The organism is Flavobacterium solisilvae (assembly GCF_012911605.1).
GTDB classification, from domain to species: Bacteria; Bacteroidota; Bacteroidia; order Flavobacteriales; family Flavobacteriaceae; genus Flavobacterium; species Flavobacterium solisilvae.
In genome coordinates this window covers 92,645-115,738 of sequence record NZ_JAAMPT010000205.1, presented here as the reverse complement: position 1 = coordinate 115,738, position 23,094 = coordinate 92,645, and the positions used below count along the sequence as shown (strand labels likewise).

General features: G+C 33.2%; 23 protein-coding genes. 10 read left to right on the top strand and 13 right to left on the bottom strand.

What is annotated here, in order from left to right; translation table 11 throughout:
* Positions 1–12 precede the first annotated feature (12 nt).
* The 6 genes from porN to topA form a co-directional block, all read right to left on the bottom strand.
* Entirely contained in the window at positions 13–927 is a 915-nt protein-coding gene (porN, locus tag G6042_RS07295) for a type IX secretion system ring subunit PorN/GldN (RefSeq protein WP_169523646.1), read from the bottom strand.
* Positions 928–973: 46 nt separating this feature from the next.
* Positions 974–2,506 (bottom strand): type IX secretion system motor protein PorM/GldM, encoded by a 1,533-nt coding sequence (porM, locus tag G6042_RS07290; protein WP_169523645.1) that lies wholly within the window; start codon positions 2,504–2,506, stop codon positions 974–976.
* Between the two features lie 55 nt (positions 2,507–2,561).
* Entirely contained in the window at positions 2,562–3,206 is a 645-nt protein-coding gene (gene porL, locus G6042_RS07285; RefSeq protein WP_169523644.1) for a type IX secretion system motor protein PorL/GldL, read from the bottom strand.
* Positions 3,207–3,257: 51 nt separating this feature from the next.
* On the bottom strand, positions 3,258–4,655 hold the full coding sequence (porK, locus tag G6042_RS07280; protein ID WP_169523643.1) for a T9SS ring complex lipoprotein PorK/GldK: 1,398 nt from the start codon (positions 4,653–4,655) through the stop codon (positions 3,258–3,260).
* Between the two features lie 255 nt (positions 4,656–4,910).
* Positions 4,911–6,062, bottom strand: a complete 1,152-nt coding sequence (locus G6042_RS07275) for a formimidoylglutamase (protein WP_169523642.1) — start codon at positions 6,060–6,062, stop codon at positions 4,911–4,913.
* Positions 6,063–6,065: 3 nt separating this feature from the next.
* A complete protein-coding gene (gene topA / locus G6042_RS07270) occupies positions 6,066–8,567 on the bottom strand; it encodes a type I DNA topoisomerase (RefSeq protein ID WP_169523641.1) in 2,502 nt (833 codons plus the stop codon).
* Positions 8,568–8,718: 151 nt separating this feature from the next.
* Here topA and G6042_RS07265 point away from each other — a divergent pair, with 151 nt between their 5' ends.
* The 8 genes from G6042_RS07265 (at position 8,719) to groL (ending at position 16,510) form a co-directional block, all read left to right on the top strand.
* On the top strand, positions 8,719–9,363 hold the full coding sequence (locus tag G6042_RS07265; RefSeq protein ID WP_169523640.1) for a hypothetical protein: 645 nt from the start codon (positions 8,719–8,721) through the stop codon (positions 9,361–9,363).
* Positions 9,364–9,651: 288 nt separating this feature from the next.
* Positions 9,652–11,106, top strand: coding sequence for a tRNA (N6-isopentenyl adenosine(37)-C2)-methylthiotransferase MiaB (miaB, locus tag G6042_RS07260; protein WP_169523639.1), 1,455 nt, complete (start codon positions 9,652–9,654; stop codon positions 11,104–11,106).
* A gap of 55 nt (positions 11,107–11,161) precedes the next feature.
* Complete coding sequence (locus G6042_RS07255; protein ID WP_169523638.1) at positions 11,162–12,427, top strand: sigma-54 interaction domain-containing protein; 1,266 nt, start codon at positions 11,162–11,164, stop codon at positions 12,425–12,427.
* A 33-nt stretch (positions 12,428–12,460) separates the two neighbouring features.
* Positions 12,461–12,964, top strand: a complete 504-nt coding sequence (locus tag G6042_RS07250; RefSeq protein ID WP_169523637.1) for an LptE family protein — start codon at positions 12,461–12,463, stop codon at positions 12,962–12,964.
* A gap of 84 nt (positions 12,965–13,048) precedes the next feature.
* Positions 13,049–13,873 carry a tetratricopeptide repeat protein gene (locus G6042_RS07245; protein ID WP_169523636.1) on the top strand — a complete coding sequence of 275 codons (825 nt, stop codon included), beginning with the start codon at positions 13,049–13,051 and terminating at the stop codon, positions 13,871–13,873.
* A 2-nt stretch (positions 13,874–13,875) separates the two neighbouring features.
* The gene (gene secG / locus G6042_RS07240; protein ID WP_169523635.1) at positions 13,876–14,217 is read left to right on the top strand and encodes a preprotein translocase subunit SecG; all 342 of its coding nucleotides are present in this window, start codon (positions 13,876–13,878) and stop codon (positions 14,215–14,217) included.
* A 291-nt stretch (positions 14,218–14,508) separates the two neighbouring features.
* Positions 14,509–14,784 (top strand): co-chaperone GroES, encoded by a 276-nt coding sequence (locus G6042_RS07235; RefSeq protein WP_035125548.1) that lies wholly within the window; start codon positions 14,509–14,511, stop codon positions 14,782–14,784.
* Positions 14,785–14,881: 97 nt separating this feature from the next.
* Positions 14,882–16,510 (top strand): chaperonin GroEL, encoded by a 1,629-nt coding sequence (gene groL / locus G6042_RS07230; RefSeq protein WP_169523634.1) that lies wholly within the window; start codon positions 14,882–14,884, stop codon positions 16,508–16,510.
* A 124-nt stretch (positions 16,511–16,634) separates the two neighbouring features.
* Here the strand turns inward: groL and G6042_RS07225 are convergent, their stop codons facing one another.
* The 7 genes from G6042_RS07225 to xrtF all read right to left on the bottom strand — a co-directional run bounded on the left by G6042_RS07225 (position 16,635) and on the right by xrtF (position 22,092).
* Positions 16,635–17,315: a DedA family protein gene (locus tag G6042_RS07225; RefSeq protein WP_169523633.1), complete on the bottom strand. Its 681-nt coding sequence runs from the start codon at positions 17,313–17,315 to the stop codon at positions 16,635–16,637.
* Positions 17,316–17,406: 91 nt separating this feature from the next.
* On the bottom strand, positions 17,407–18,120 hold the full coding sequence (locus G6042_RS07220) for a DUF2490 domain-containing protein (protein WP_169523632.1): 714 nt from the start codon (positions 18,118–18,120) through the stop codon (positions 17,407–17,409).
* Positions 18,121–18,205: 85 nt separating this feature from the next.
* Positions 18,206–18,547 carry a heavy-metal-associated domain-containing protein gene (locus G6042_RS07215; protein ID WP_169523631.1) on the bottom strand — a complete coding sequence of 114 codons (342 nt, stop codon included), beginning with the start codon at positions 18,545–18,547 and terminating at the stop codon, positions 18,206–18,208.
* Between the two features lie 45 nt (positions 18,548–18,592).
* Positions 18,593–20,599 (bottom strand): TonB-dependent receptor plug domain-containing protein, encoded by a 2,007-nt coding sequence (locus G6042_RS07210; protein WP_169523630.1) that lies wholly within the window; start codon positions 20,597–20,599, stop codon positions 18,593–18,595.
* 56 nt (positions 20,600–20,655) lie between these two features.
* Positions 20,656–21,075: an HYC_CC_PP family protein gene (locus tag G6042_RS07205; RefSeq protein ID WP_169523629.1), complete on the bottom strand. Its 420-nt coding sequence runs from the start codon at positions 21,073–21,075 to the stop codon at positions 20,656–20,658.
* Between the two features lie 35 nt (positions 21,076–21,110).
* Positions 21,111–21,560: an exosortase F system-associated membrane protein gene (locus G6042_RS07200; RefSeq protein ID WP_169523628.1), complete on the bottom strand. Its 450-nt coding sequence runs from the start codon at positions 21,558–21,560 to the stop codon at positions 21,111–21,113.
* Entirely contained in the window at positions 21,535–22,092 is a 558-nt protein-coding gene (gene xrtF, locus G6042_RS07195; protein ID WP_169523627.1) for an exosortase family protein XrtF, read from the bottom strand. The genes G6042_RS07200 and xrtF overlap by 26 nt, the downstream gene beginning before the upstream one ends.
* A gap of 71 nt (positions 22,093–22,163) precedes the next feature.
* Between xrtF and G6042_RS07190 the strand changes: the two genes are divergently transcribed.
* Complete coding sequence (locus G6042_RS07190; RefSeq protein WP_169523626.1) at positions 22,164–22,619, top strand: GAF domain-containing protein; 456 nt, start codon at positions 22,164–22,166, stop codon at positions 22,617–22,619.
* A gap of 106 nt (positions 22,620–22,725) precedes the next feature.
* Entirely contained in the window at positions 22,726–22,995 is a 270-nt protein-coding gene (gene rpsO / locus G6042_RS07185; protein ID WP_169523625.1) for a 30S ribosomal protein S15, read from the top strand.
* Positions 22,996–23,094: the final 99 nt, after the last annotated feature.

The window sequence follows — 23,094 nt, the reverse complement described above, 5'->3', positions numbered from 1 at the left end:
TTGAGTTACCTACTAGTAATTCCACATATCTGATTCGAAACTGCGAATCTTCTCTTTAATTCTTTCCGATTCTAACAACTGCATTTGAGAGTTATCTTTCATATACTGTTGAATTTCTCTATCGCCGTAAACATTCTCTTCCTTGTAAATTACTCCATTAAACCTACGGGAATTTAACAAGTGGTCAAATGTTATTGGCATTGCGGAGTTCTTATCATTAAAAGCTTTGGCTTCGTGCAGAACATCTCTTGCTGCAGGGAAATACACCCAAAACAAATCAATTACGTCTGGATTATCTTTACCAATTTCACGCGCTTCAGGTGCAACTGGACAAATGGCTAATAATCTGTATTTCAATTCACCTTGACGCTTATCAAAATACCAATACCCTTTAATTTTATAACCAGCAATAAAATCCGCTCCTAACTCAGTCTTATTGATATATTGCGGATCCAATACTTTTTTACCTGACTTATAGTCATCATAATAATTATTAATCTCATCGTGTCCTGCTGGAATAGTATCAATATATGTAAATGTTGAAGCCATATCACCAATTGATTTTTTTATATTAAAATAATCATCGGCATATACTTCGGTAATCTTACCATTTTTAATATTTTTTACTAAAACGTCAAATAATGATCTTCTATCTTTACCTACAAATGCAGTATCAATAGGATAATATAATGGAAAATTGATTCGCTCATCGATATCGATAAATTCCCATATCGTTTTACCCATCAATACATCTCTATCATGCACATAACCATAAGGCAGTGGTTTGTCATTATCAGAGTTTAACTGCGCCTCTGTTTTCTTACCAATCTCATCAGGAGTTTTGGCATTCAACAGATTTGACTGAGCTGAAACAGTTAAAGAACCAGCTAGTACAAAAGCAACGAATAAAAGATTTTTAATTTTCATGTTTTTAATTATAAGTTATTTAAGTAGGTAATACTAACTCAAATTATTATTGTATTTCATAAATTACTGGTGCAGCGGTTGGAATAGAAATATTTGCTCCAACAAGTTTAGTCTTGATATCAGAAATTGTAACTTGATCACCACGTGTAACTCTTGCCAAAGCTGCTTTACATCTACCGTCTACTCTATCTCCATTAACTACAATTGCAGCTTGTCCTGGAACTTTAAAAGTAAATTGAGTAACTTGGAAATTTAAGTCATATAAAAAGTCTTCTAATTTAGCCGAAACCTGAGAAACTTCTAAACGAGATTTTGCACCTTTTTGCACTCCTGTTCCACCTCCAATTGCACCAGCTGGTGGAGGAATATTTTTAATTCTAAATACTTTCTTATCAGTAACTGTTTTACCGTCAGTCATTTTTCCACTTACAGAAACCGTAACTTCAGTACCACTCTGAGGTTTTAAGTTATATTTACCATTACCACCTGCTTTCACTAAACCTGGAGCAGAAGCGTTAACAAAGTTATCACCAATCCCAGCAAAGGAAATAGTCATTGGATTATCTAAACCTCTATATACTACGTTCATTTTATCAGCAGAAATATTTGCTGAATTTGGACGAGGAACAACTACATATTTTCCTTGGAATTTTAAAGGAATCGTTTTCCCATCTTCCACAAATGTAAATTGACCGTTAATAGATTGCTCTCCGACAGCTCCAGCAGTTAAAGATATAACAGCTTGTCCATTCACTAATTTACCTGGACCTGAGAATGAAGTTGGTTTAGTATTTTCATCATAACGACCTAAAACAACTTTACCAGTTACAGGTTCACCTTGAAAATAAACGTTTTTATCTAAAGCAACAATTGCTTGATAGTTGCTATAAGAAGCAGCTTGAACAGCAGCTTTTCCTAAAGCAGCACTGATTACATCAGACTCTGCTTTTTTAGCATCATTTTGCCAAGCCGATAACTTAGCTAATGAAGCGATTGCCGGGAAACCTTTAAAATGATAATCTAAAAATTTAATTTTAACACCTTCTTTATTTGCTACATCTGCTAAATCAAATTTAGCATTAATTTCATTTAAAATTGGAGCGTATTTTTTATCACTTAATGCTGATTTTAAATCAGATTTATAAGTTTCAATAGCTGCTAAAACTTCTTTTCCTCTTGCAGTATAACCATCACCTGTAAACCAGCTGTGATCAAGATTATCTGCCTTATCCATTGCTTCGTATGGTAATTTACCATCTTCAGCTTCTACTCCTTTAAGAACTTCTTCTTTTAAAGTTCCAACGAAATCGTAGAATTTTTTTGTAGCTGCTTCTACTTTATGAGCTGTAGCTGCTGCCCCAATAAATTCTCCCTTTGCTTCTGCTGCTTTCGCATCTAAAGCCTGAAGCATTTGCTCATTATTAGCTTTAGCTGAATTAGTAGCACCTTCAAATCTTTCGTTCATCAAGCCAAAAGCCGAAAGAACTTCTTTTGACATATTCATTGCCAACATTGCGATGAAAACCAAGTACATCAGGTTAATCATCTTCTGTCTAGGGGTTAATTTTCCTCCTGCCATTTTTTCTTAATTAGTTTATTAGTATTTTGTTAGTAAAATATAGTTAAAAAACTAATTATCTATTACTCATTGCAGACAACATTCCACCATAAACATTGTTCAAAGAAGACAAGTTTGATGTTAGTGATTGCATTTGATCTTTTAATTTTAAATTGTTTTCAGCAACTTCATTGTTGATTGCTGCATTTCTTTCAGCACTTTGCAATTGAACTTGGTATAAACCATTTAAAGTTTCTAATTGTGTAGCTGCTTTAGTCATTTCTTCTGCATATTTTTTAGTAGAAGCAACTGAGTCAACTGTTGGAGAAATAGCTTTTGCTGCTCCTTCAAAGTTTTTGATGCTGTTTCCTAAGCTTTCCATTAATTGACCATCAATTTTAGCTTCTTTCAACATGTTGTCTAATTTTTGAGACAATAAACCTTGAGCATCTGCTGGATCTTCTTTTTTCTTGTCTCTTGGTTTAGCTTCTCCTCCAGCTAATTCTGGATATACTAATGACCAATCGATTTCTTTTGCTGGAGCTTCAAACGCAGAAATTGCGAAAATCAATGCTTCAGTTACTAGTCCTATAGTTAACATCACAGTACCTGTCAACGGTCCAAACTCAAAGTGAGCAATTTTAAATAAAGCTCCGATGATTACAATTGCCGCACCCATACCGTAGGCGAAGTTCATTACTTTTGGTGATAATAATGCCATAATAAAAAAAATTTAGTTAGTTAAGTTAATATAATTAAGTTGGTTAATTTACTATTTTCTAGGAGCTTTTCCTGTTACTTGAGTTCCCATATAATCTTGAACAGTTCTGAATCCGATGTAGCTTCTTGCTGTATCTGCGTATTCAAAATCTCTTGTTGAAACTTGCAAGAAATACGAAACGTCTTTCCAAGAACCACCACGAACCACTTTTCTCATGTTCTTGTTATCCGGAACATTTGGATTCATAGAAGAAACATATTCATAAGCTGCAGCATCATACGACGAATCTGTCCACTCTGCAACGTTTCCTGCCATATTATAAAGATTATATCCGTTTGGATCATACGATTTTGCTTCTACTGTATACAAAGCTTCATCGGCTGCATAATCTCCTCTATTTGGTTTGAAGTTAGCCAAGAAACAACCTCTATCGTTTTTAGTGTAAGGTCCACCCCAAGGATATGCTCCAGATTCTAAACCACCACGAGCAGCATATTCCCATTCTGCTTCTGTTGGTAATCTAAAGGTATTAATTAAATCTTTTTTCTTCTTTTTAGATTTAATGTAAGCATTTTTATTCAAAGTTCTCCAGGCACAAAATGCTTTTGCTTGTTTCCAACTCACTCCAACTACCGGATAATCCCCATAAGCTTGATGCCAGAAATAATCATTATGCATTGGCTCATTATATGAGTAAGCAAAATCTTTAATCCATACTGTTGTATCAGGATATATTTGTGCTTTTTCTGTTTTAATAAATTTACTTCTTTTACCCACTTTTGCTTTTGCAGCAGCTTGAATATCCATGTAAGAATATCTGAATTCCAATTTACGAACATCAATTGTTCTCAAACCATTAAATGATTCTGCTAACGGCAAATACATAGAGTCCATAACTTCTGTATAAAACTCATCTGGATACTTACTTGTATCAGTAATTAATTTTATTTTCTTATTCAATCTTCTACCCGCATATGGATCATCATCTGTTCCAACACTATAGTAGTTTTCATACATATATTTGTCGTAAGGAGTCATTTTAGCAGGATCTGCATCAGCAAATGCAAAATCACCAATACTTCCACCTTTTCCACCTTTACCAGAACCAGCAGTCATACCTTGTTCATCTGCAAAAACAGCTAAACGTACTCTAATAATAGAGTCTTTTACCCATTCCACGAATTGACGATACTCACTGTTTGTAATTTCTGTTTCGTCCATGTAAAATGCACGAACAGTTACAGTCTTGGTTGGCGCATCCTGTATATTAGCTAAATCATCATCTGATTTACCCATAATAAACGCTCCACCAGGAACTAACGTCATTCCATAAGGCTTTTCTGGATGCCATTTCTTTCCTTTAACACCTACTAACTCACCTTTGTCGTTAGAACGTCCACAGCTTGTTAATAAAGCTAAAACAGATGCAAATGCGATGAACTTCTTCATATAAATTGGGGTTATTTGAATACTCAATTTTTAAGGGCGTAAACCTATTTATAATTTTTCAAAAAAACAATTATTAATTAAAAAATAATTAACACGTCAAAACTAAATTTATTTCTTGAAATAAAAAAACTTTTTATCGTTAAAAAGCTAAATTATATCGATTAAATGCATTTTTTCATTTATTTTATAAACTAATTCTTATGAAAATAAATTTAATTTATCTTTATTAGTATTTTTAAAAACTTCATTTTAACACTAAAGAATGTTTTTTCTTTGCGCTTTCCACCATCTTTCTGGTATCTCTTGATTACATGCAACTAAATATTCTTCATGTGAACAAGGTAATAACGTATTTTTTTTCAGTTTATTGTGTGAGACTGAAAAAAAAGGTATTTCAATCCACCAACGTTCTGTTTTATTACTCTTGTAAAACACTAATTCTTCCTCTTCAAGCGGAACTATATATTTAGAATACAATTCTTTACTGCCAAATGGATATTCATTAGAACGAAAATTAAATCCTTCTATAAAATACCATATTATCTGGGCAATTAATACCGATTCTTGTTTTGAATTATCATGGTTAAATACTCCAAAACAACTTACCTTATCACTAATTCCGGCATAACGCGCCAAACTACATATCTCTTTACCATTAAAACCGTTAGGCGTAAAATTAGTAAAATTTCCTGAGTCTGATGTTTTTATTGTTGTTAAATCTATATTTACCAAATCGGCATCTCTCAAAACTGGTTCAGCCAAAGAAATATTACTTGAAATTTCCCCTAATCTATAGGCATCGAAATACAATTTTTCAATCAAATCTATTTCTTCTTGTGAATTAAAATAAGTTTGATAGCCAATATTACAGTAATTGAAAAGATTATTTGGTTCGTCAACAATAATTTTTGACATATATGAATCTGACGAAATGCTTCCGTCTTGTTTACCAAAATCAAACTTTGAATCAATAGAAACTAAATTTACCATTTGTTCCAAATCATCGTAAGCTCTATATAAAGGATAGATTAAATCTTGGCTTCCACCGATAACAATTGGCAAAATTCCTTTTTTCAACAATCTTGAAGCTACTTTTTTCAAAGCAAAAAAAGTATCTTCTAATGAATTACCAGGAAGAATATCTCCTAAATCGGCTATTGAACTCTGCCAATTACCTGGAAATAAACTGTAGAATTCTTTTCTAACGTATTCTAAATTGGATTCCTGATAAGCTTTTTTATCGCCACGATTTTCTGGAACACCAATTATAGCAATCTTAATTTTATCTAAATCGGGAAAATCTTTATCGGTATGAAAAGCCACTTTACTTCCCATGTTTTGAGTTGAAAGCGAACTTACATATTGTATAATTTCATTATCAACAGGTGATAAAAAATCAAATTCCATAGTTTATTTCTTTTTTGCTGGTGCTTTTTTAGCAGTAGTTTTTTTTGCTGCGGTCTTTTTCTCAGGCGTTTTTTTGGCAATCATTTCTTTTACTTGTTCCAATGTTAATGCGGCAGCATCAATATCTTTACTTAATTCGATTTTGATTTTTCCTTTGGTAATTTCCGATCTTCCCCAACGTGCTTTTTGAACCAAAATTCCTTCTTCGCTCCAGTTATGAATTACTTTATCGATGTCTTTTTGTAATTTTTCTTCAATCAATTCAGCAACATCCGATTGTGAAAGATTATCGAAATTGTACTTTTTATTTACATTGATAAACATTCCGTTCCATTTAATAAATGGTCCAAAACGTCCAACACCTTTTTGCACATCCATATTTTTATAGGTAGCAATTGGCGCATCGGCTTTTACTTTTTCGTTAATCAATTCTTGCGCGCGTTCCATGGTTACATCTAATGGTTCTTCGCCTTTTGGTAACGAAATAAATTGTTTGCCGAAACGAACATAAGGTCCAAAACGACCATTGTTCACTTCTACTTCTTCACCTTTATATGTACCCAATTTTTTTGGCAACAAAAATAAATTCAACGCATCTTCTAAACTAATGTTTCCAATGTTTTGCTCCGGACGTAAACTTGCGAATTGCTTATCATCATCTTCAGCATCACCAATTTGAGCCATTGGACCAAATTTTCCTAAACGAACCGAAACTGGTTTGCCTGATTTTGGATCAGTACCTAAAATACGTTCGCCACTTTCGCGGTCAGCATTTTTCTCAACTTCTTGAACATTTGGATGGAATTTATTGTAGAAATCCTGCATCATATTTACCCAATCGATATTTCCTTCGGCAATTTCATCAAAATCTTGTTCTACTTTAGCAGTAAAATTATAATCTAAAATCGCTTCGAAGTTTTTGACCAAAAAGTCATTTACGATGGTACCAATATCGGTTGGAACTAATTTTCCTTTATCGGAACCCGTATTTTCTTTTAGAACTTCGGTTTTCAACTGACCATTTTTCAAAGTCAACTGACCATATTGACGTTCTCTTCCTTCAGATGTTCCTTTTTCTACATAATTTCTATTGATAATTGTAGAAATCGTTGGTGCATAAGTTGACGGACGACCAATTCCTAATTCTTCCAATTTCTTAACCAACGATGCTTCGGTATAACGGCTTGGTGGTTGCGTAAAACGTTCTTTGGCTACAATAAATTGATTGTCTAATTTTTCATTTATTTTTAAAGCTGGTAACATTCCTTCTTGTTCTTCATCGTCATCATCGTTACCTTCAAGATATACTTTTAAAAATCCTTCAAACTTGATTACTTCTCCGGTTGCTTGAAAAATTTCTGAATGTTTATCGGCTTCTATTTTCACATTAGTACGTTCTAATTCTGCATCACTCATTTGAGAAGCTAACGTTCTTTTCCAAATTAAATCATACAGACGAGCTTGATCTCTGTCGATATTTACCGTATGCAAAGACATATCGGTTGGACGAATAGCCTCGTGAGCTTCTTGTGCGCCTTTTGCTTTGGTCACAAAACTTCTCGGCTTGCTATATGCTGCACCATATGATTTTGTGATTTCGGCTTGAGCCGCAGCAGTTGCTTCTTGAGAAAGATTCACACTATCGGTTCTCATATATGTAATCAATCCGGCTTCGTACAAGCGTTGTGCCAACTGCATTGTGATTCCTACTGGAAGATATAATTTACGCGCTGCTTCTTGTTGCAACGTAGAAGTTGTAAATGGTGCTGCCGGCGATTTTTTTGTTGGCTTGGTTTCTAAATCGGCTACTTTATAATTTGCTCCGATGCTTTTATTTAGGAAATCTTCGGCTTCTTTTTTAGTAGCGAAGTTTTTTGGTAATTTGGCTTTAACGATTTTTCCAGCTTCGTTAGTAAATTCGGCTGAAACTGCATAAGAACCAACGGCTTTGAAATCTTGAATTTCTCTTTCGCGTTCTACTATTAAACGAACCGAAACCGATTGCACACGACCTGCCGAAAGTCCGCCTTTTACTTTTTTCCACAAAACTGGCGATAATTCATAACCTACCAATCGATCCAAAACTCTTCGAGCTTGTTGTGCATTTACTAGATTGTAATCTATTCCACGAGGATTTTCGATTGCTTTTTGAATAGCGGTTTTGGTGATTTCGTGAAAAACGATACGCTTTGTTTTGCTTTTGTCTAATTTTAGTTCTTCCGCTAAGTGCCAAGAAATGGCTTCTCCTTCGCGGTCTTCATCGGAAGCTAACCAAACCATTTCGGCTGATTTTGAAAGGTCTTTTAGTTTTTTTACGAGTGCTTTTTTATCGGGAGAAACTTCATATTTTGGTTTGAAACCATTGGCTACATCTACTCCTATTTCTTTTGAAGGCAAGTCGGCAATATGCCCATAACTTGATTCTACTTGGTATTCTTTTCCTAAAAATTTCTCGATTGTTTTTGCCTTTGCAGGCGACTCGACGATAACTAAATTCTTTGCCATATCCCGATTGTTTGTGCGGACAAATGTAATTGTTTTTTTTAAATTACCGATTTATTGCTGTTTTTTAACGGTGAAATGGAATTTATAACAAAAAAATTAACAATGAATTTTCTTTGTCTAAAAATTATTATATTCGAAAAAAAATAAATAAATGAAAAAATTATTTTACTTATTACTTTTCATCCCTTTACTAGGATATTCAACCTTTTATAAAGGTACAATTACTTTTAATGATGATACTATAAAAGAAGGTTTTATAGAAATACCCGAATACTATTCTCAAAAAATTAAATTTAAAATTGATAATAATTCCAAATCTGAAAAATTTGAAATAGACATCGTAAAAAAATTTGAAATTGTAAATTCTAAAAATGACACTGTTTTTTTTGAAACGATTATATTAGCTACACCAAATGTATTTAACTCAGAAAAATTAAATATTGATAAAAAGAAGTCTTGGGCTAGAGTAATTAAAAAAAGTAAAATAAGCTTGTATTCCATTTCAGAAGGTTGGAGTAATGGAGTTGGAGTTTCGCCTGGAGCAACTTCAAGCACACCATATTCAAAATACTACATTAAAAAGCCAAATACAGAATACGCTATTTATTTCCACATGATTTTAGGAAGTTCAGGACTAACTATAGCTGTAAATAATTTCAATTCTATAGTTAAAACCAGCAAGATAATATTTAACGATGATTGTCCTAAAATTCTTGAAAGAATAAATAAAGAAGAATTTAAAACTAAAGGATTAGTCACTATTGTTGATTTATATGATGAAACTTGTGGTGATTAATCTTTTTAAAAAACAAACACAAAAGACATTCACTTTTTAGCCCCGATTGAAGTGGAAATCCTGTCATTGCATTTTTAAATATTGAGATGAGATTAGCTTACGCTCAGTTCGCTTCGCTCGTGTGTCTTCGTTCCTCGCAATGACAGATTGAAACGGAAAGCGGGAAAATGGTTTCCAAGAAAGCCAAAACGGTTCGCTTCAAAAACTTTTGTTAAACCATTTCTGCCATCTTGTCATATTTTATAATTTAGTATTATCTTTGCTTCCCGATTTAGCGAAGAATATTTTATGGAAAAAGAAATTGACGAGAAAAAACAAGGTACATCACTTGTTTTAGAACACAAGGAAGAAAATACAAAAAAGCTTTTTATAGAGAGTTATGGTTGTGCGATGAATTTTTCGGACAGTGAGATTGTAGCTTCTATCTTGACGGAGCAAGGTTATAACACGACACAAAATTTAGAAGAAGCCGATTTGGTTTTGGTTAATACTTGTTCTATCCGCGACAAGGCGGAAATGACGGTGAGAAAGCGTTTGGAGAAATATAATGCCGTGAAACGCAGTATTAATCCAGGGATGAAAGTAGGTGTTTTGGGCTGTATGGCGGAACGCTTGAAAAGTCAATTCTTGGAGGAAGAAAAAATCGTTGATATGGTTGTTGGTCCTGATGCCTACAAGGATTTACCAAATCTTTTGAAAGAAGTTGAAGAAGGTCGCGATGCCATAAATGTTATTCTTTCTAAAGATGAAACCTATGGCGATATTGCTCCGGTTCGTTTGAATAGTAACGGCGTGAATGCATTTGTTTCTATTACTCGTGGTTGTGATAATATGTGTACGTTTTGTGTGGTTCCGTTTACTCGCGGACGTGAACGAAGTCGTGAACCGCAAAGTATTATAGAAGAAATTCAGGATTTGTGGAATAGAGGTTTCAAAGAAGTTTGTCTTTTGGGTCAAAACGTGGACAGTTACCTTTGGTATGGCGGCGGTTTGAAAAAAGATTTTGATAAAGCTACCGATATGCAAAAAGCTACGGCTACTGATTTTGCTCAACTATTGGAACAATGTGCTGTTGCTTTTCCTAAAATGCGTTTTCGTTTTTCGACATCTAATCCGCAGGATATGCATGAAGAAGTGCTTCATGTAATTGCTAAATATGATAATGTTTGTAATTACATTCACTTACCGGTTCAAAGCGGAAGCACGAGAATTTTGAAGGAAATGAATCGTCAACATACGCGTGAAGAATATATGGAATTGGTGGATAAAATCAAACGTATTATTCCAGAATGTTCGATTTCGCAAGATATGATTACTGGTTTCCCAACAGAAACTGAAGAAGATCATCAAGATACTTTGAGTTTGATGGAATATGTTGAATATGACTTTGGTTATATGTTTGCGTATTCTGAACGACCAGGAACTTTGGCAGCCAGAAAAATGAAAGATGATGTTCCAGAAGAAGTGAAGAAAAGACGTTTGCAAGAAGTAGTTGATTTACAACAAATTTTAAGCGAAAAGAGAACAAAACGTTTCTTAGGTCAAACAGTGGAAATTTTGATTGAAAAAGAATCGAAGAAGTCAGACAAACATTGGAGCGGAAGAAATTCTGAGAATGTAGTTACCGTTTTCCCAAAAGAACATTATAAAGAAGGAGATTTTGTGTTGGTAAAAGTTACTGATTGCACCACAGCAACATTGATTGGTGAAGCGGTTGGGTATGGTCCAATGCAAACTAATTGATTATAAATACTGAAATAAATTCAAAAAGAGATTGCTTCGTGCCTCGCAATGACATATGGAATCAGTTCAAAATATAAAACAGCGGTTTGAAATTATTGGGAATGACCCAAAATTGAATCGTGCTATCGAGAAAGCTATTCAGGTTGCGCCAACCGATATTTCGGTATTGGTTGTTGGAGAAAGTGGTGTTGGAAAAGAAAGCATTCCTAGAATTATTCATTCGCTTTCGCACAGAAAACACGGAAAATACATAGCTGTAAACTGCGGTGCAATTCCCGAAGGAACAATTGACAGTGAACTTTTTGGTCACGAAAAAGGCGCTTTTACCGGAGCAACAAATACTCGTGAAGGTTATTTTGAAGTTGCCGATGGCGGAACGATTTTCTTGGATGAAGTTGGCGAACTACCGTTGACAACCCAAGTTCGTTTGCTTCGTGTATTGGAAAACGGCGAATTTATTAAAGTTGGTTCATCACAGGTTCAAAAAACAAATGTTCGCATTGTTGCTGCAACTAACGTGAATATGTTTGATGCGATTGAAAAAGGCAAATTCCGTGAAGATTTATATTATCGATTGAGTACGGTTGATATTCCATTACCACCATTGCGCGACAGAAAAGACGATATTCATTTATTGTTTAGAAAATTTGCCGCCGATTTTGCTCATAAATACAAAATGCCACCAATTAAATTGAGTGACGATGCTATTCAATTTTTGCAAAAATACCGTTGGAGCGGAAATATTCGTCAGTTGCGAAACGTAGCCGAACAGATTTCAGTTTTGGAAACCAACCGAGACGTTACTTTGGCAACGTTACAATCTTATCTTCCTGTGGAAGGAAGCAATTTACCTTCGGTTATTGGCGGAAAAAAATCAGATAGTGATTTTGCTACCGAAAGAGATATTCTGTACAAAGTCCTTTTTGATATGAAAAGTGACTTGAACGATTTAAAAAAATTGACTTTGGAATTGATGAAAAACGGTGCCAAAACACAAGACATCAATCCAAGTTTAATTCAAAAAGTATATGGCTCAACAGCAACCGACAGTCCGATTGTTTTTGAAGAAGAACCACGACTGAATGCTGTTCCAAAACATAACGAACCACATCAAGAAGAATTTGACGATGAAGATGATAACGCCAACTATTTAATGGCTGAAACCGTTGAAGAAGAAGAAGTTTTAAAATTGGAACAAAAAGAAATCGAGTTGATAAAGAAATCTCTCGAACGCCACAAAGGAAAACGAAAAGCTGCTGCCGATGAATTGGGAATTTCCGAAAGAACACTTTATCGAAAAATTAAGCAATTTGATTTATAAAAGCTATTATATTTGACTTTTGAAAAATAACAAATGAAATTTACAAAATACATATTGGTTTTATTGGTTGCTTTTGCACTAAATGGTTGTGGTGTTTACAATTTCACTGGTGCTCAACCTATCAATGCCAAAACTTTTCAAGTGAATTATTTTCAAAATAATGCCGACTTGGTTGAACCCGGAATTGAAAGAACATTTACATTGCGTTTGCAAGATTTAATTCAAAATCAAACCAATTTGAATTTGACTAATTCCAATGGTGATTTGGTTTATGAAGGCGAAATTACTCGTTACAGCGTTACACCAATGACCGCTACGGCTGATATTAGAGCAGCACAAAACCGTTTATCGATTACTGTAAACGTTCGATTTACCAATAAAAACAAAGAAGAAGATAACTTTGAAAAAAGTTTTTCATTCTTTGATGATTTTCCAGCAGATACACAATTAACAGGCGCACAATTAACGAGTTCATTAGATGTTATTTTTGAACGAATTACACAAGATATTTTCAACGAATCATTAGCAAAATGGTAAAAATTTGTTGATTTGGTTATTCGTTAATTCAATTTTTACGCACATAACCAAATAAACGAATAAACAAATAAACGAATAAACAACTTGAACCTAACCGATTATACTTTTTTACTCAACAAACCCGAAGCTATCAATGAAAGATATGCGGAAACTCTAGAAAATGTTCTAGAAGAATTTCCCTATTTTCAAAGTGCGCGCGTTTTGCGATTAAAACATCTGTACAATCAGGATAGTTACAAATACAATTATGCGCTAAAAGTTGCCGCAGCCTATACAACCGATAGAAGTATGCTGTTTGATTTCATCACTTCCGATGATTTTGTGGCGGTTCAAAAAGGTTTATACGAAAAGAAATTAGAAGAATTACTCAACATCAACGTAGTAGAAAGCGAAATTGTTGTCGTGCAAAATCATTCTTCAACCACCAATTTAGTAGAACAATCCATTCGTTCTTCCATCAAAGAATCAACAACCGAAGAAGAAAAAGTTGCCGAAAAACTAGAAATAGGAAAACCACTTGAATTTTCTAAAAACGAAAAACACTCCTTTGAAGAATGGTTACAATTGGCTCGCTTCAAACCCATCATCAGAGAAGAAATCAAGAAAGAAGAAACACATCCTGTTGACGAAGAACGCAAGAAAAAGTTGGATTTAATTGATAAATTCATCGAAAATAATCCAAAAATACCAACCGTTTCAAAAGACGCGCCAGTACCAGAAATCAAGCCGTTTTCCGAAGAAACAACCTATCTAATGACCGAAACATTAGCCCGAGTTTATTTGGAACAAAAAAAATATCCCAAAGCAATTCAAGCTTATGAAATATTAATTTTGAAATATCCAGAAAAAAGTAGTTTCTTTGCAGACCGAATTTTAGATATAAAGACTTTACAACAAAATAATAATTAGTAATGAGTACATTTTCAATCTTTTTAGTATTAATCACAATCGTTTGTTTTTTACTAATCATCGTTATCATGGTTCAAAACCCAAAAGGTGGCGGACTTTCATCAACACTTGGTGGTTCAACCCAGTTAGGTGGTGTTCAAAAAACAACCGACTTTTTAGACAAAAGTACATGGACATTAGCAGGAGTTTTAATCCTATTAATCCTTTTATCAAGTCTAAGTTTTACTGGAACATTAAACGATTCTAGTTCAAAAGTAATCGACGAATCATCCATTTCAACTTCAAAACCGGCAGAAACTCCAGCAGCAACAACTCCGGCAAAACCAGTTGAAGAAAAAAAATAAGAATTACATAAATTCATACAGAAAGTCTCGACCAAAATCGGGACTTTTTTTTTGAATATTTGGAGCGAATCGCTTGGGGATTTTTGCAAACCTTTTTCCTTGCTTACATTCTATCTTTTTCTTTCCAAGAAAAAGGATGCCATTTCAGCAAGGGCTAAAGAACATTCGTCTTACCATTTTGTCAACTTTGTCTATCTTCGCTGAAAAATTGTCAGTTTTAACCAAATGGCACAATTTCTGACTAATCAAAAGCAACAATAAAATTTTAATAAAACATAAAATATAAACATTATGGCATTAAACATTAAACCGCTTTCAGACCGCGTAATTGTGGAACCAGCAGCAGCCGAAACACAAACTGCTTCTGGAATTATCATTCCCGATACAGCAAAAGAAAAACCACAAAAAGGAACTGTTCTTGCTGTAGGAAATGGCAAAAAAGACGAACCAATGACAGTAAAAGTTGGCGACACTGTTCTTTATGGCAAATATGCTGGAACCGATTTAAAATTGGATGGAAAAGATTATCTAATCATGAGAGAAGACGATATTCTTGCAATCATCTAAAGTTAGAATTTAGAAATTAGAATTCAGAAAATGAATTTTAATTTTCTAAGCACAAAATTCTAAATTCAAAAATCTAAATTCAAAAATTAATTAAAAAATGGCAAAAGATATAAAATTCGATATTGAAGCACGTGACGGATTAAAACGTGGTGTTGATGCATTAGCAAATGCAGTAAAAGTAACTCTTGGACCAAAAGGAAGAAATGTAATTATTTCAAAATCATTTGGCGGACCAACAGTGACTAAAGATGGTGTTTCTGTGGCTAAAGAAGTAGAATTAAAAGATCCATTAGAAAATATGGGTGCGCAAATGGTTAAAGAAGTAGCGTCAAAAACTAATGATTTAGCTGGAGACGGAACAACAACTGCAACCGTTTTGGCACAAGCCATTGTAAAAGAAGGATTGAAAAACGTTGCCGCTGGAGCAAATCCAATGGATTTAAAACGAGGAATTGACAAAGCCGTTGAAGCAATTGTTGCTGACCTTGGAAAACAAGCACAAGAAGTTGGTTCTTCTTCTGAAAAAATAAAACAAGTTGCTTCAATTTCAGCAAATAACGACGAAGTTATTGGTGATTTAATTGCAACCGCTTTTGGAAAAGTTGGAAAAGAAGGTGTAATCACAGTTGAAGAAGCAAAAGGAACAGATACTTATGTAGATGTTGTTGAAGGAATGCAATTTGACAGAGGTTATTTATCTCCTTATTTTGTTACCAATCCTGAAAAAATGAATGTTGAATTGGAAAATCCATACATTCTATTATACGACAAAAAAGTATCTTCATTAAAAGAGTTACTTCCTGTTCTTGAACCAGTGGCACAATCTGGAAAACCATTATTAATCATTGCAGAAGATGTTGACGGTGAAGCTCTATCAACATTGGTTGTAAATAAATTGCGTGGTGCATTAAAAATTGCTGCTGTAAAAGCTCCAGGATTTGGTGACAGAAGAAAAGCAATGTTAGAAGACATCGCTATCTTAACTGGCGGAACTGTAATTTCAGAAGAAAGTGGTTACACTTTAGAAAACGCAACTTTAGAAATGCTTGGAACAGCAGAAAAAATCGCTATCGACAAAGACAATACTACCATTGTAAACGGTGCTGGAAATGCTGATTTAATTAAAAACAGAGTAAACCAAATCAAAGGTCAGATGGAAACTACGACTTCTGATTATGATAAAGAAAAACTACAAGAGCGTTTGGCTAAATTAGCTGGCGGAGTTGCCGTTCTTTATGTTGGTGCTGCTTCTGAAGTAGAAATGAAAGAGAAAAAAGACCGTGTTGACGATGCTCTACACGCAACTCGTGCCGCAGTTGAAGAAGGAATTGTTGCTGGTGGTGGCGTTGCTTTATTAAGAGCAAAAGCTACATTAACTTCAATAAAAGCTGACAACGCTGACGAAGCAACTGGAATTCAAATTGTATCTCGTGCGGTAGAATCTCCATTGAGAACAATTGTTGAAAATGCAGGTTTAGAAGGTTCTGTTGTAGTTGCAAAAGTATCAGAAGGAAAAGAAAACTTTGGTTACAATGCAAAAACAGACGAATATGTTGATATGCTAAAAGCTGGAATTATCGATCCTAAAAAAGTAACTCGTGTAGCTTTAGAAAATGCTGCTTCAGTTTCAGGAATGATTTTAACAACCGAATGTGCTTTAATCGAAATTAAAGAAGAAAACGCAGCCGGAATGCCAATGGGTGGAGGAATGCCAGGTATGATGTAATTCTGAAACAAGTTTGAAATAACAACTTCCAAAAATAAAAAGCCAAAATCCAATTTGGCACAACTAAAAAAATCCGTCAAGTTTTGCAACGTGACGGATTTTTTTATTGCTTCATATTTTATAATTATTCTGTTGCTTTTGGTTTCTTTATCAACTTCATAATTACAGGGAAAGTTGAAATCAAAATAATCAAAATAATGATTTTTTCTATGTGATGTTTTAAATCGATGTCAAATTTTTCTAAGAACAAACCATATAAATAGTGTCCAGCAAAAATCAAGGTAAATGCCCAAAGGAACGAACTCAAAATGTTATAAAACATAAATTTCTTTTTGTCCATAAAAACAATTCCGGCAACGATTGGTGCAAATGTTCTGAAAACCGGCAGGAAACGAGCAAAAATAATTGCTTTTCCACCATATCTTTCGAAGAAATCTTTTGACTGAATTAAATATTTTTTCTTGAACCAAAAGCTATCTTCTTTTTTATACAAATAGTAACCACTTTTACTTCCAAACCAGTATCCAACCATATTTCCGATAATTCCAGATATAGCGACTAACGTGGAAAGTAAAAACACATTACTAAAATCATTTTCTATATAAACAAAATTCTCAACTAAACTTCTGCTGTAAATTCCGGCTAAAAAAAGTAAACTATCACCAGGTAAAAAGAAGCCTGCAAAAAGACCTGTTTCGGCAAATACTATAAACAATACAATCCATAAACCAATTTTTACACCACCAACTGTCATGGTTATGTAAAACTCAGGATTTAACAATTGCATCCAATCAAATTCACTCATCAATGTTAATTTTAAGGGTAAAAAATTCGAGCGTGAAAGTAGTGATATTTTTTGGGATAACTACACGCTTTAACGTAATTCTAAGGATTTATTATTTCATAAAATTCAAATTATGTAATAACGAAACTGATACAGTGTGACGCATCAAATTATTAGACGAACTTGAAGTAATAAAATGGTTCATGTAGCCCAATTCAAATCTAGTTTTGTTCTCAAAATTTAATCCTAAACCAACCAAAAATCGGTTTTGATCAAAGAATTTTGAGTTCACTTTATTGTTGCCAAGATTAAGAAAAACTTCACTTTGTAAAATACCATAAATCTCACTTTCATTTTTATGCAAAGGCAAAATTTGAAACAAATTTCTATTCAAATAGCGTAATCTATTTTGATAATTTGTTGCTAGATTTACCACTTCATCATCAACCAAACCAAGCTGTTCAACCCAACGTTGTTCCAATCGAAAACGATGTGTCATCGTATTTTTATTTGAATGCCATTTTTTATTTATTTGATATTGTTGCCAAATTCGGTTCTCAGAAAAATAATCATCAACCGAAGGTTTTAATGTTTTTACCAAAGCATATCCAGCTGTAATACTTTGATTTTTTGGCAAATAATAAATTACTCCAACTCGATATAAATTTTGCAAACTTTGTTCCAATTCATTATCCAATCGAAACTGTGCTTCGGCATGATAACCCCATTTTTGAGCTATTTTATATTGACCTGCATAAGCAAACCAAACCGATTGATCTTGTACCGTTTTTTGAGCAAAACTTTTACCTAATACAACTAAAAACAATAAAACTATCTTTTTAAACATCATCATTTCTTTAAAAAAACTCCTCAAAATACGCTTTCAAGGAGTTTTTAAAATTAATAAAAAATTATTTCCTTTCATACATACAACATCCATGAAGCTTTTCATAATCTTCATCGGTTGCTTTTACTTCATCAGTATCGTGACCAACTTTTGCAATTGCTTTTTTTACATCAATTGGTGAACACTTTTCTTCATTGATTATCAAATGTAAAATGTGGTCATCGATATGCCAATCGGCACTTTTTACACCTTTCACCGAAAAAGCAGCTTGCTCAATTCGTTTTTTACACATTTCGCAATTGCCATTAACTTCGATGTTGTACTTAGCATTTTTTTTCTTTTTTTCTTGTGCTTGTGTTGAAAGTGTTACAAACAGTAACATCATTCCTAAAATTATATTTTTCATATTGTCATTGATTTTTGAAATTAATTTTTGAGATTGAAATTGTAATTATTTAATTTTAAATCGTAATCCTGCGTAATACATTTGCCCAAAAACTGGCGCATACACAATTGATGTATCAAAATTTGGTCCAAATGGATTATCGCTACCCAAAACCGCTTTGCTTTGACGATAATTTCCGATATTTTCGCCTCCAACATACATTTCGAATGTACTAGAAAATGTTCGGGTAATTTGTGCATTCATCACGCCAAATGAAGGTGAAAAATTAGGTAATCTGTCTTGTTCTGGATTGGTTGCTGTGTTGGGCAATTGCTGTTTTCCTAACCAATTGAATGTATAATCAAATTTCCATTGCTGACCTTTATCTTTGATATGCGTTTCATATTCCAAATTAGCAAAAAAACGATGTTTTGCCTGCAAAGGTCTTTGATAACTTCCCGATAAATAATCGGTTGAAATATCAAAATATTTATAAGCGGTTCTTACATTCAAATGCTTAATAAGTTCCACATTGAAATCAACTTGCAAACTATTGGCAAATGATTTTCCTTGCAAATCATAAAACAACAATTCCTGTGGACTTTGCATTACGTCAACCACAACTTGATTTTGAAAATCGGTACGGTAAAAATCAACCGTTACATCAGCACTTTTTGAAAACAATTTGAATTTTTGAGTAAAACTTACACCATAATTCCATGCAATTTCTGGACTTAAACCATAAACTTCTCCTTTTGTACCAAGAATTGAAATGGTTCTTGAACTGGCAAAAAGATTTTGATTTTCTGCAAAAATATTCGCAGCACGTTTTCCTCTTCCGGCTGAAATTCTAAAGACTGAATTTTCAAAAGCGTTATATTTTAGATGAAATCTTGGTGTGAAAAATGCTCCTAACCTATTGTGATAATCCATTCGCCCGCCAAGAACATAACTCAACTTATCGTTGTTATCATACGTATATTCAAAGAATGCTCCAACCGAATTATCAATTCTGCTTACATCGAATGTATTGACAAATTCTGAATATTTATCGTACACAAAATTCAAACCCGTAGAAAATTTATGCATCGTATTACCGATAATCGAGTTAAAAATCAAGTTCGAATAATAACTTTGCTGCTTGATATCGTATTGATTTAAACCAAAATACGATTGTTGATTGTGATTGGTAAATGCGTTTTGAAAACCTATACTTTGAAACGGCATTTCTTTCCATACGTAACCTACTTTTGATGTAAAATCAAAGCGTTCCGAATTAATCTCAGAACCCCAAAAAGTGGTTGTTAATTTGTGTTTATCAGGATCAAAATCAAGTTCGCCCGTTTGTTTTTCATCTTTCATAAATCGGAAATTAAAAAACGAAACCCAACCTGTTTCTGAATTAGTATATTGCCAACGATTAGCAACATTGATTTGTTTTCCTAACGGATTATCTAGAAATCCATCATTGTTCATATCGTTTTTTGAAACTCGTGCATTTCCGTGAACAAACAAACTTGTTGCCCATTTGTCATTAATCTTTTTATTGAAATGTGTGTTTAATTCGAAACGTGAATCGGTTGAACCATAAGCATTCAAGAAAAACGGAATATCGTTCATTGGTTTCAATAATTCGGTATTGATTTGTCCCGAAATACTTTCGTAACCGTTCACAACACTTCCTGCGCCTTTGGTAATTTGAATATTATCAACCCAAGTTCCAGGTGTAAACGACAATCCAAAAGCTTGTGAAGCACCACGAACCGAAGGCACATTTTCTTCCGTAATCATAATGTAAGGCGAAGTTAATCCTAGCATTTTTATTTGCTTCGTTCCTGTCAAAGCATCAGAAAAATTAACATCGATTGATGGATTGGTTTCAAAGCTTTCGGCAAGATTACAACATGCCGCTTTAAGTAATTCTTTGCTGGTAACCAATGTTGTATTGGCTGTACCTTTTAGTGATTTTTTTAGTCCTTTTTGTGTTGTTTTTACTTTAACTTCTTCAAGCTCTTCTTGCCCAAAAACATTTGCAGAAAACAATACTAACAAGAACAATAAAGTGTTTTTCATTAGTTTATAATTTAATTATTAAAAATTCAAAAAATATTGAAAATCAAATAATTAAATCAAGCGTAGTAAATAAATTGGCTGTATAACTTGTATAATGGCGGCGCATTGGCATCGCAATAATAAGCTACAATTGGAGTTTGAAATTGGTCTTGATAAAAACCAAATTGAAGTGTTTTGTATTCGTTGAAATAAAGAACAGTATTCATATCAAAAGCAATTGTTTTGATAATGATTTTTTCTGTTTTATTTTTTAGATTAACTTCCTTGTCAGAGCAACATTTTTCATGTGTTGATTCAGCTTTTGCACAACAGGTTTTTTCAACTTCAATTGGCATTGCGCAAACTTCAGCATCAGAAAAAACAGATGATATAGAAGCAATTTTCCCTTCACAAAAATGCACATTAAATGCCAATCCCGAATTGGAAACCAAAACGAAAAACGCAATTAAAATACTTAGTTGTTTCTTGAAAATCATAGCGCAAAGGTAATAAAAGTTAAGAATACAAACTCTTAAGATTTTCTTATTTGTTTTTGATAATAAAATGCTGGAATAAAAAGCAAAATAAATATCGGTTGAATAATAAATCTCCGGATGTAGAATAAGGTCATTTTACTTTCTTCGCCAAAAAAATTGAGCACAAAAAAGAAGCTAATCATCAATATTGAACCTAAAATCATGTACAACAATATGGAAAACTTAACCATTTTTCCATCATTAAATATTACGTACAAAAGAAATAATGAAATTACCGAATTTAGATAAAACCGAAATCCTAAACTCAAAAACAGCTTGACTACGCTTATTTCAGGAAAAGGCAAATTGGCATATTCGCTTTTAAAATAATTTAAAAACGGATCATAAAAAATAGTGTTTTCAAAAGCTCTAATTAAAATTAATAGGAGAATTAAAAAAGAAATTTGAGCTACTTTTTTTTTATTTTGAAGGAGTTGTTGAAGCATAAGACGAATATTTATTAACCCAAATTACCCAAAGAAAAAACACAACACCATAAATAAATAATGGAAAAACTACGCCATGAAGTAGATGTTCTGATTTTGGGAAATGATATAAAGCAATACTTAAAAGCGCAATTCTAAAAATGTTCAAAATATGGATCACAATAAGTCCAAAAAGAATAAAAAGAATAGTATTTTTTAATTTTCCGGTAAAAGCAACCACAAAAGCAATAAACAAAATCATCACGCTAACGGCGTTGCAACCTTCAACAATTCTGGCGATATATTTTCCGTGATAAATCAATTTCACGCTTGGTTCTTGCAAATGTGGCATTGTATAAGAATTGTCGTCAACCAATTGCAAAAGAAACTCCGTTTGACTGGCTACAATTTTAGTAAAACCATCTGTTTCCGCTTTTTTTACATCAAACTGACCTAAATAACTTTGGTACATAAAAGTAAGAAGCAAATAAGTAAAAGCAAATTTTCCTAAAAACAGTAGAAATGGTTTGTATTGCTGAATGGTATTTTTCAAAAGATAATTTTTAACAAATTTATATAAAATAAAAAAAGCACAGTCATTACTTTTGCATAAAAAAATTGAAAATGAATTTTGAAAATCTAAAACCTCAAGTAATCGCTATACTTTCTGAAACCAATTTAGAAAGAGATTTGAAACTGAAAAATCTTTGTCAATTCCTATCAGACAATGTGGATTATTATAATTGGGTTGGTTTTTATTTTGCCAATCACGAAGCTAAAACCTTGCATCTTGGACCTTATGTTGGCGCCGAAACCGATCATACTGTAATTCCATTTGGAAAAGGAATTTGTGGACAAGTAGCTGAATCGAATGCCAATTTTGTTGTTCCCGATGTTGCTGCACAAGACAATTATATCGCATGCAGCTTTACCGTAAAGTCGGAAATTGTAGTTCCGCTTTTTGTTAATGGAAAAAACATTGGTCAAATCGACATTGACAGTCATGTCCTTGATCCTTTCACTGAAGCTGATGAGCGATTTTTAGAGTTTATAAATCAAGAAGTTGCAAAATTATTTTAAAAATAATTTAGAATTTATAATTCACAATTCACAATTATTTTTACCTTTGCACTCGAATTGAGAAAATCTCCATTCATACATAATAATCATTTAAATAAATATTGGAATGTATTTAAGTAAAGAAACAAAAGCAGAAATCTTCGCTAAACACGGAGGAAAAGCAGAAAACACTGGTTCGGCAGAAGGTCAAATCGCGTTGTTTACATTCAGAATCTCTCACCTTACTGAGCACTTGAAAAGAAATCGTCACGATTACAACACTGAGCGTTCATTAGTTCTTTTGGTAGGTAAAAGAAGAAGTCTTCTTGACTATTTAAAGAAAAAAGATATCAACAGATATCGTGAGATTATCAAAGAATTAGGTATTAGAAAATAATACATATAAAGAGGTGCTTTCGCGCCTCTTTTTGTTTTAAAAATAAAGAAGAAAGTTTCGGTTTTTCATTGGGTTACAAACAACTACTAGCACACACAA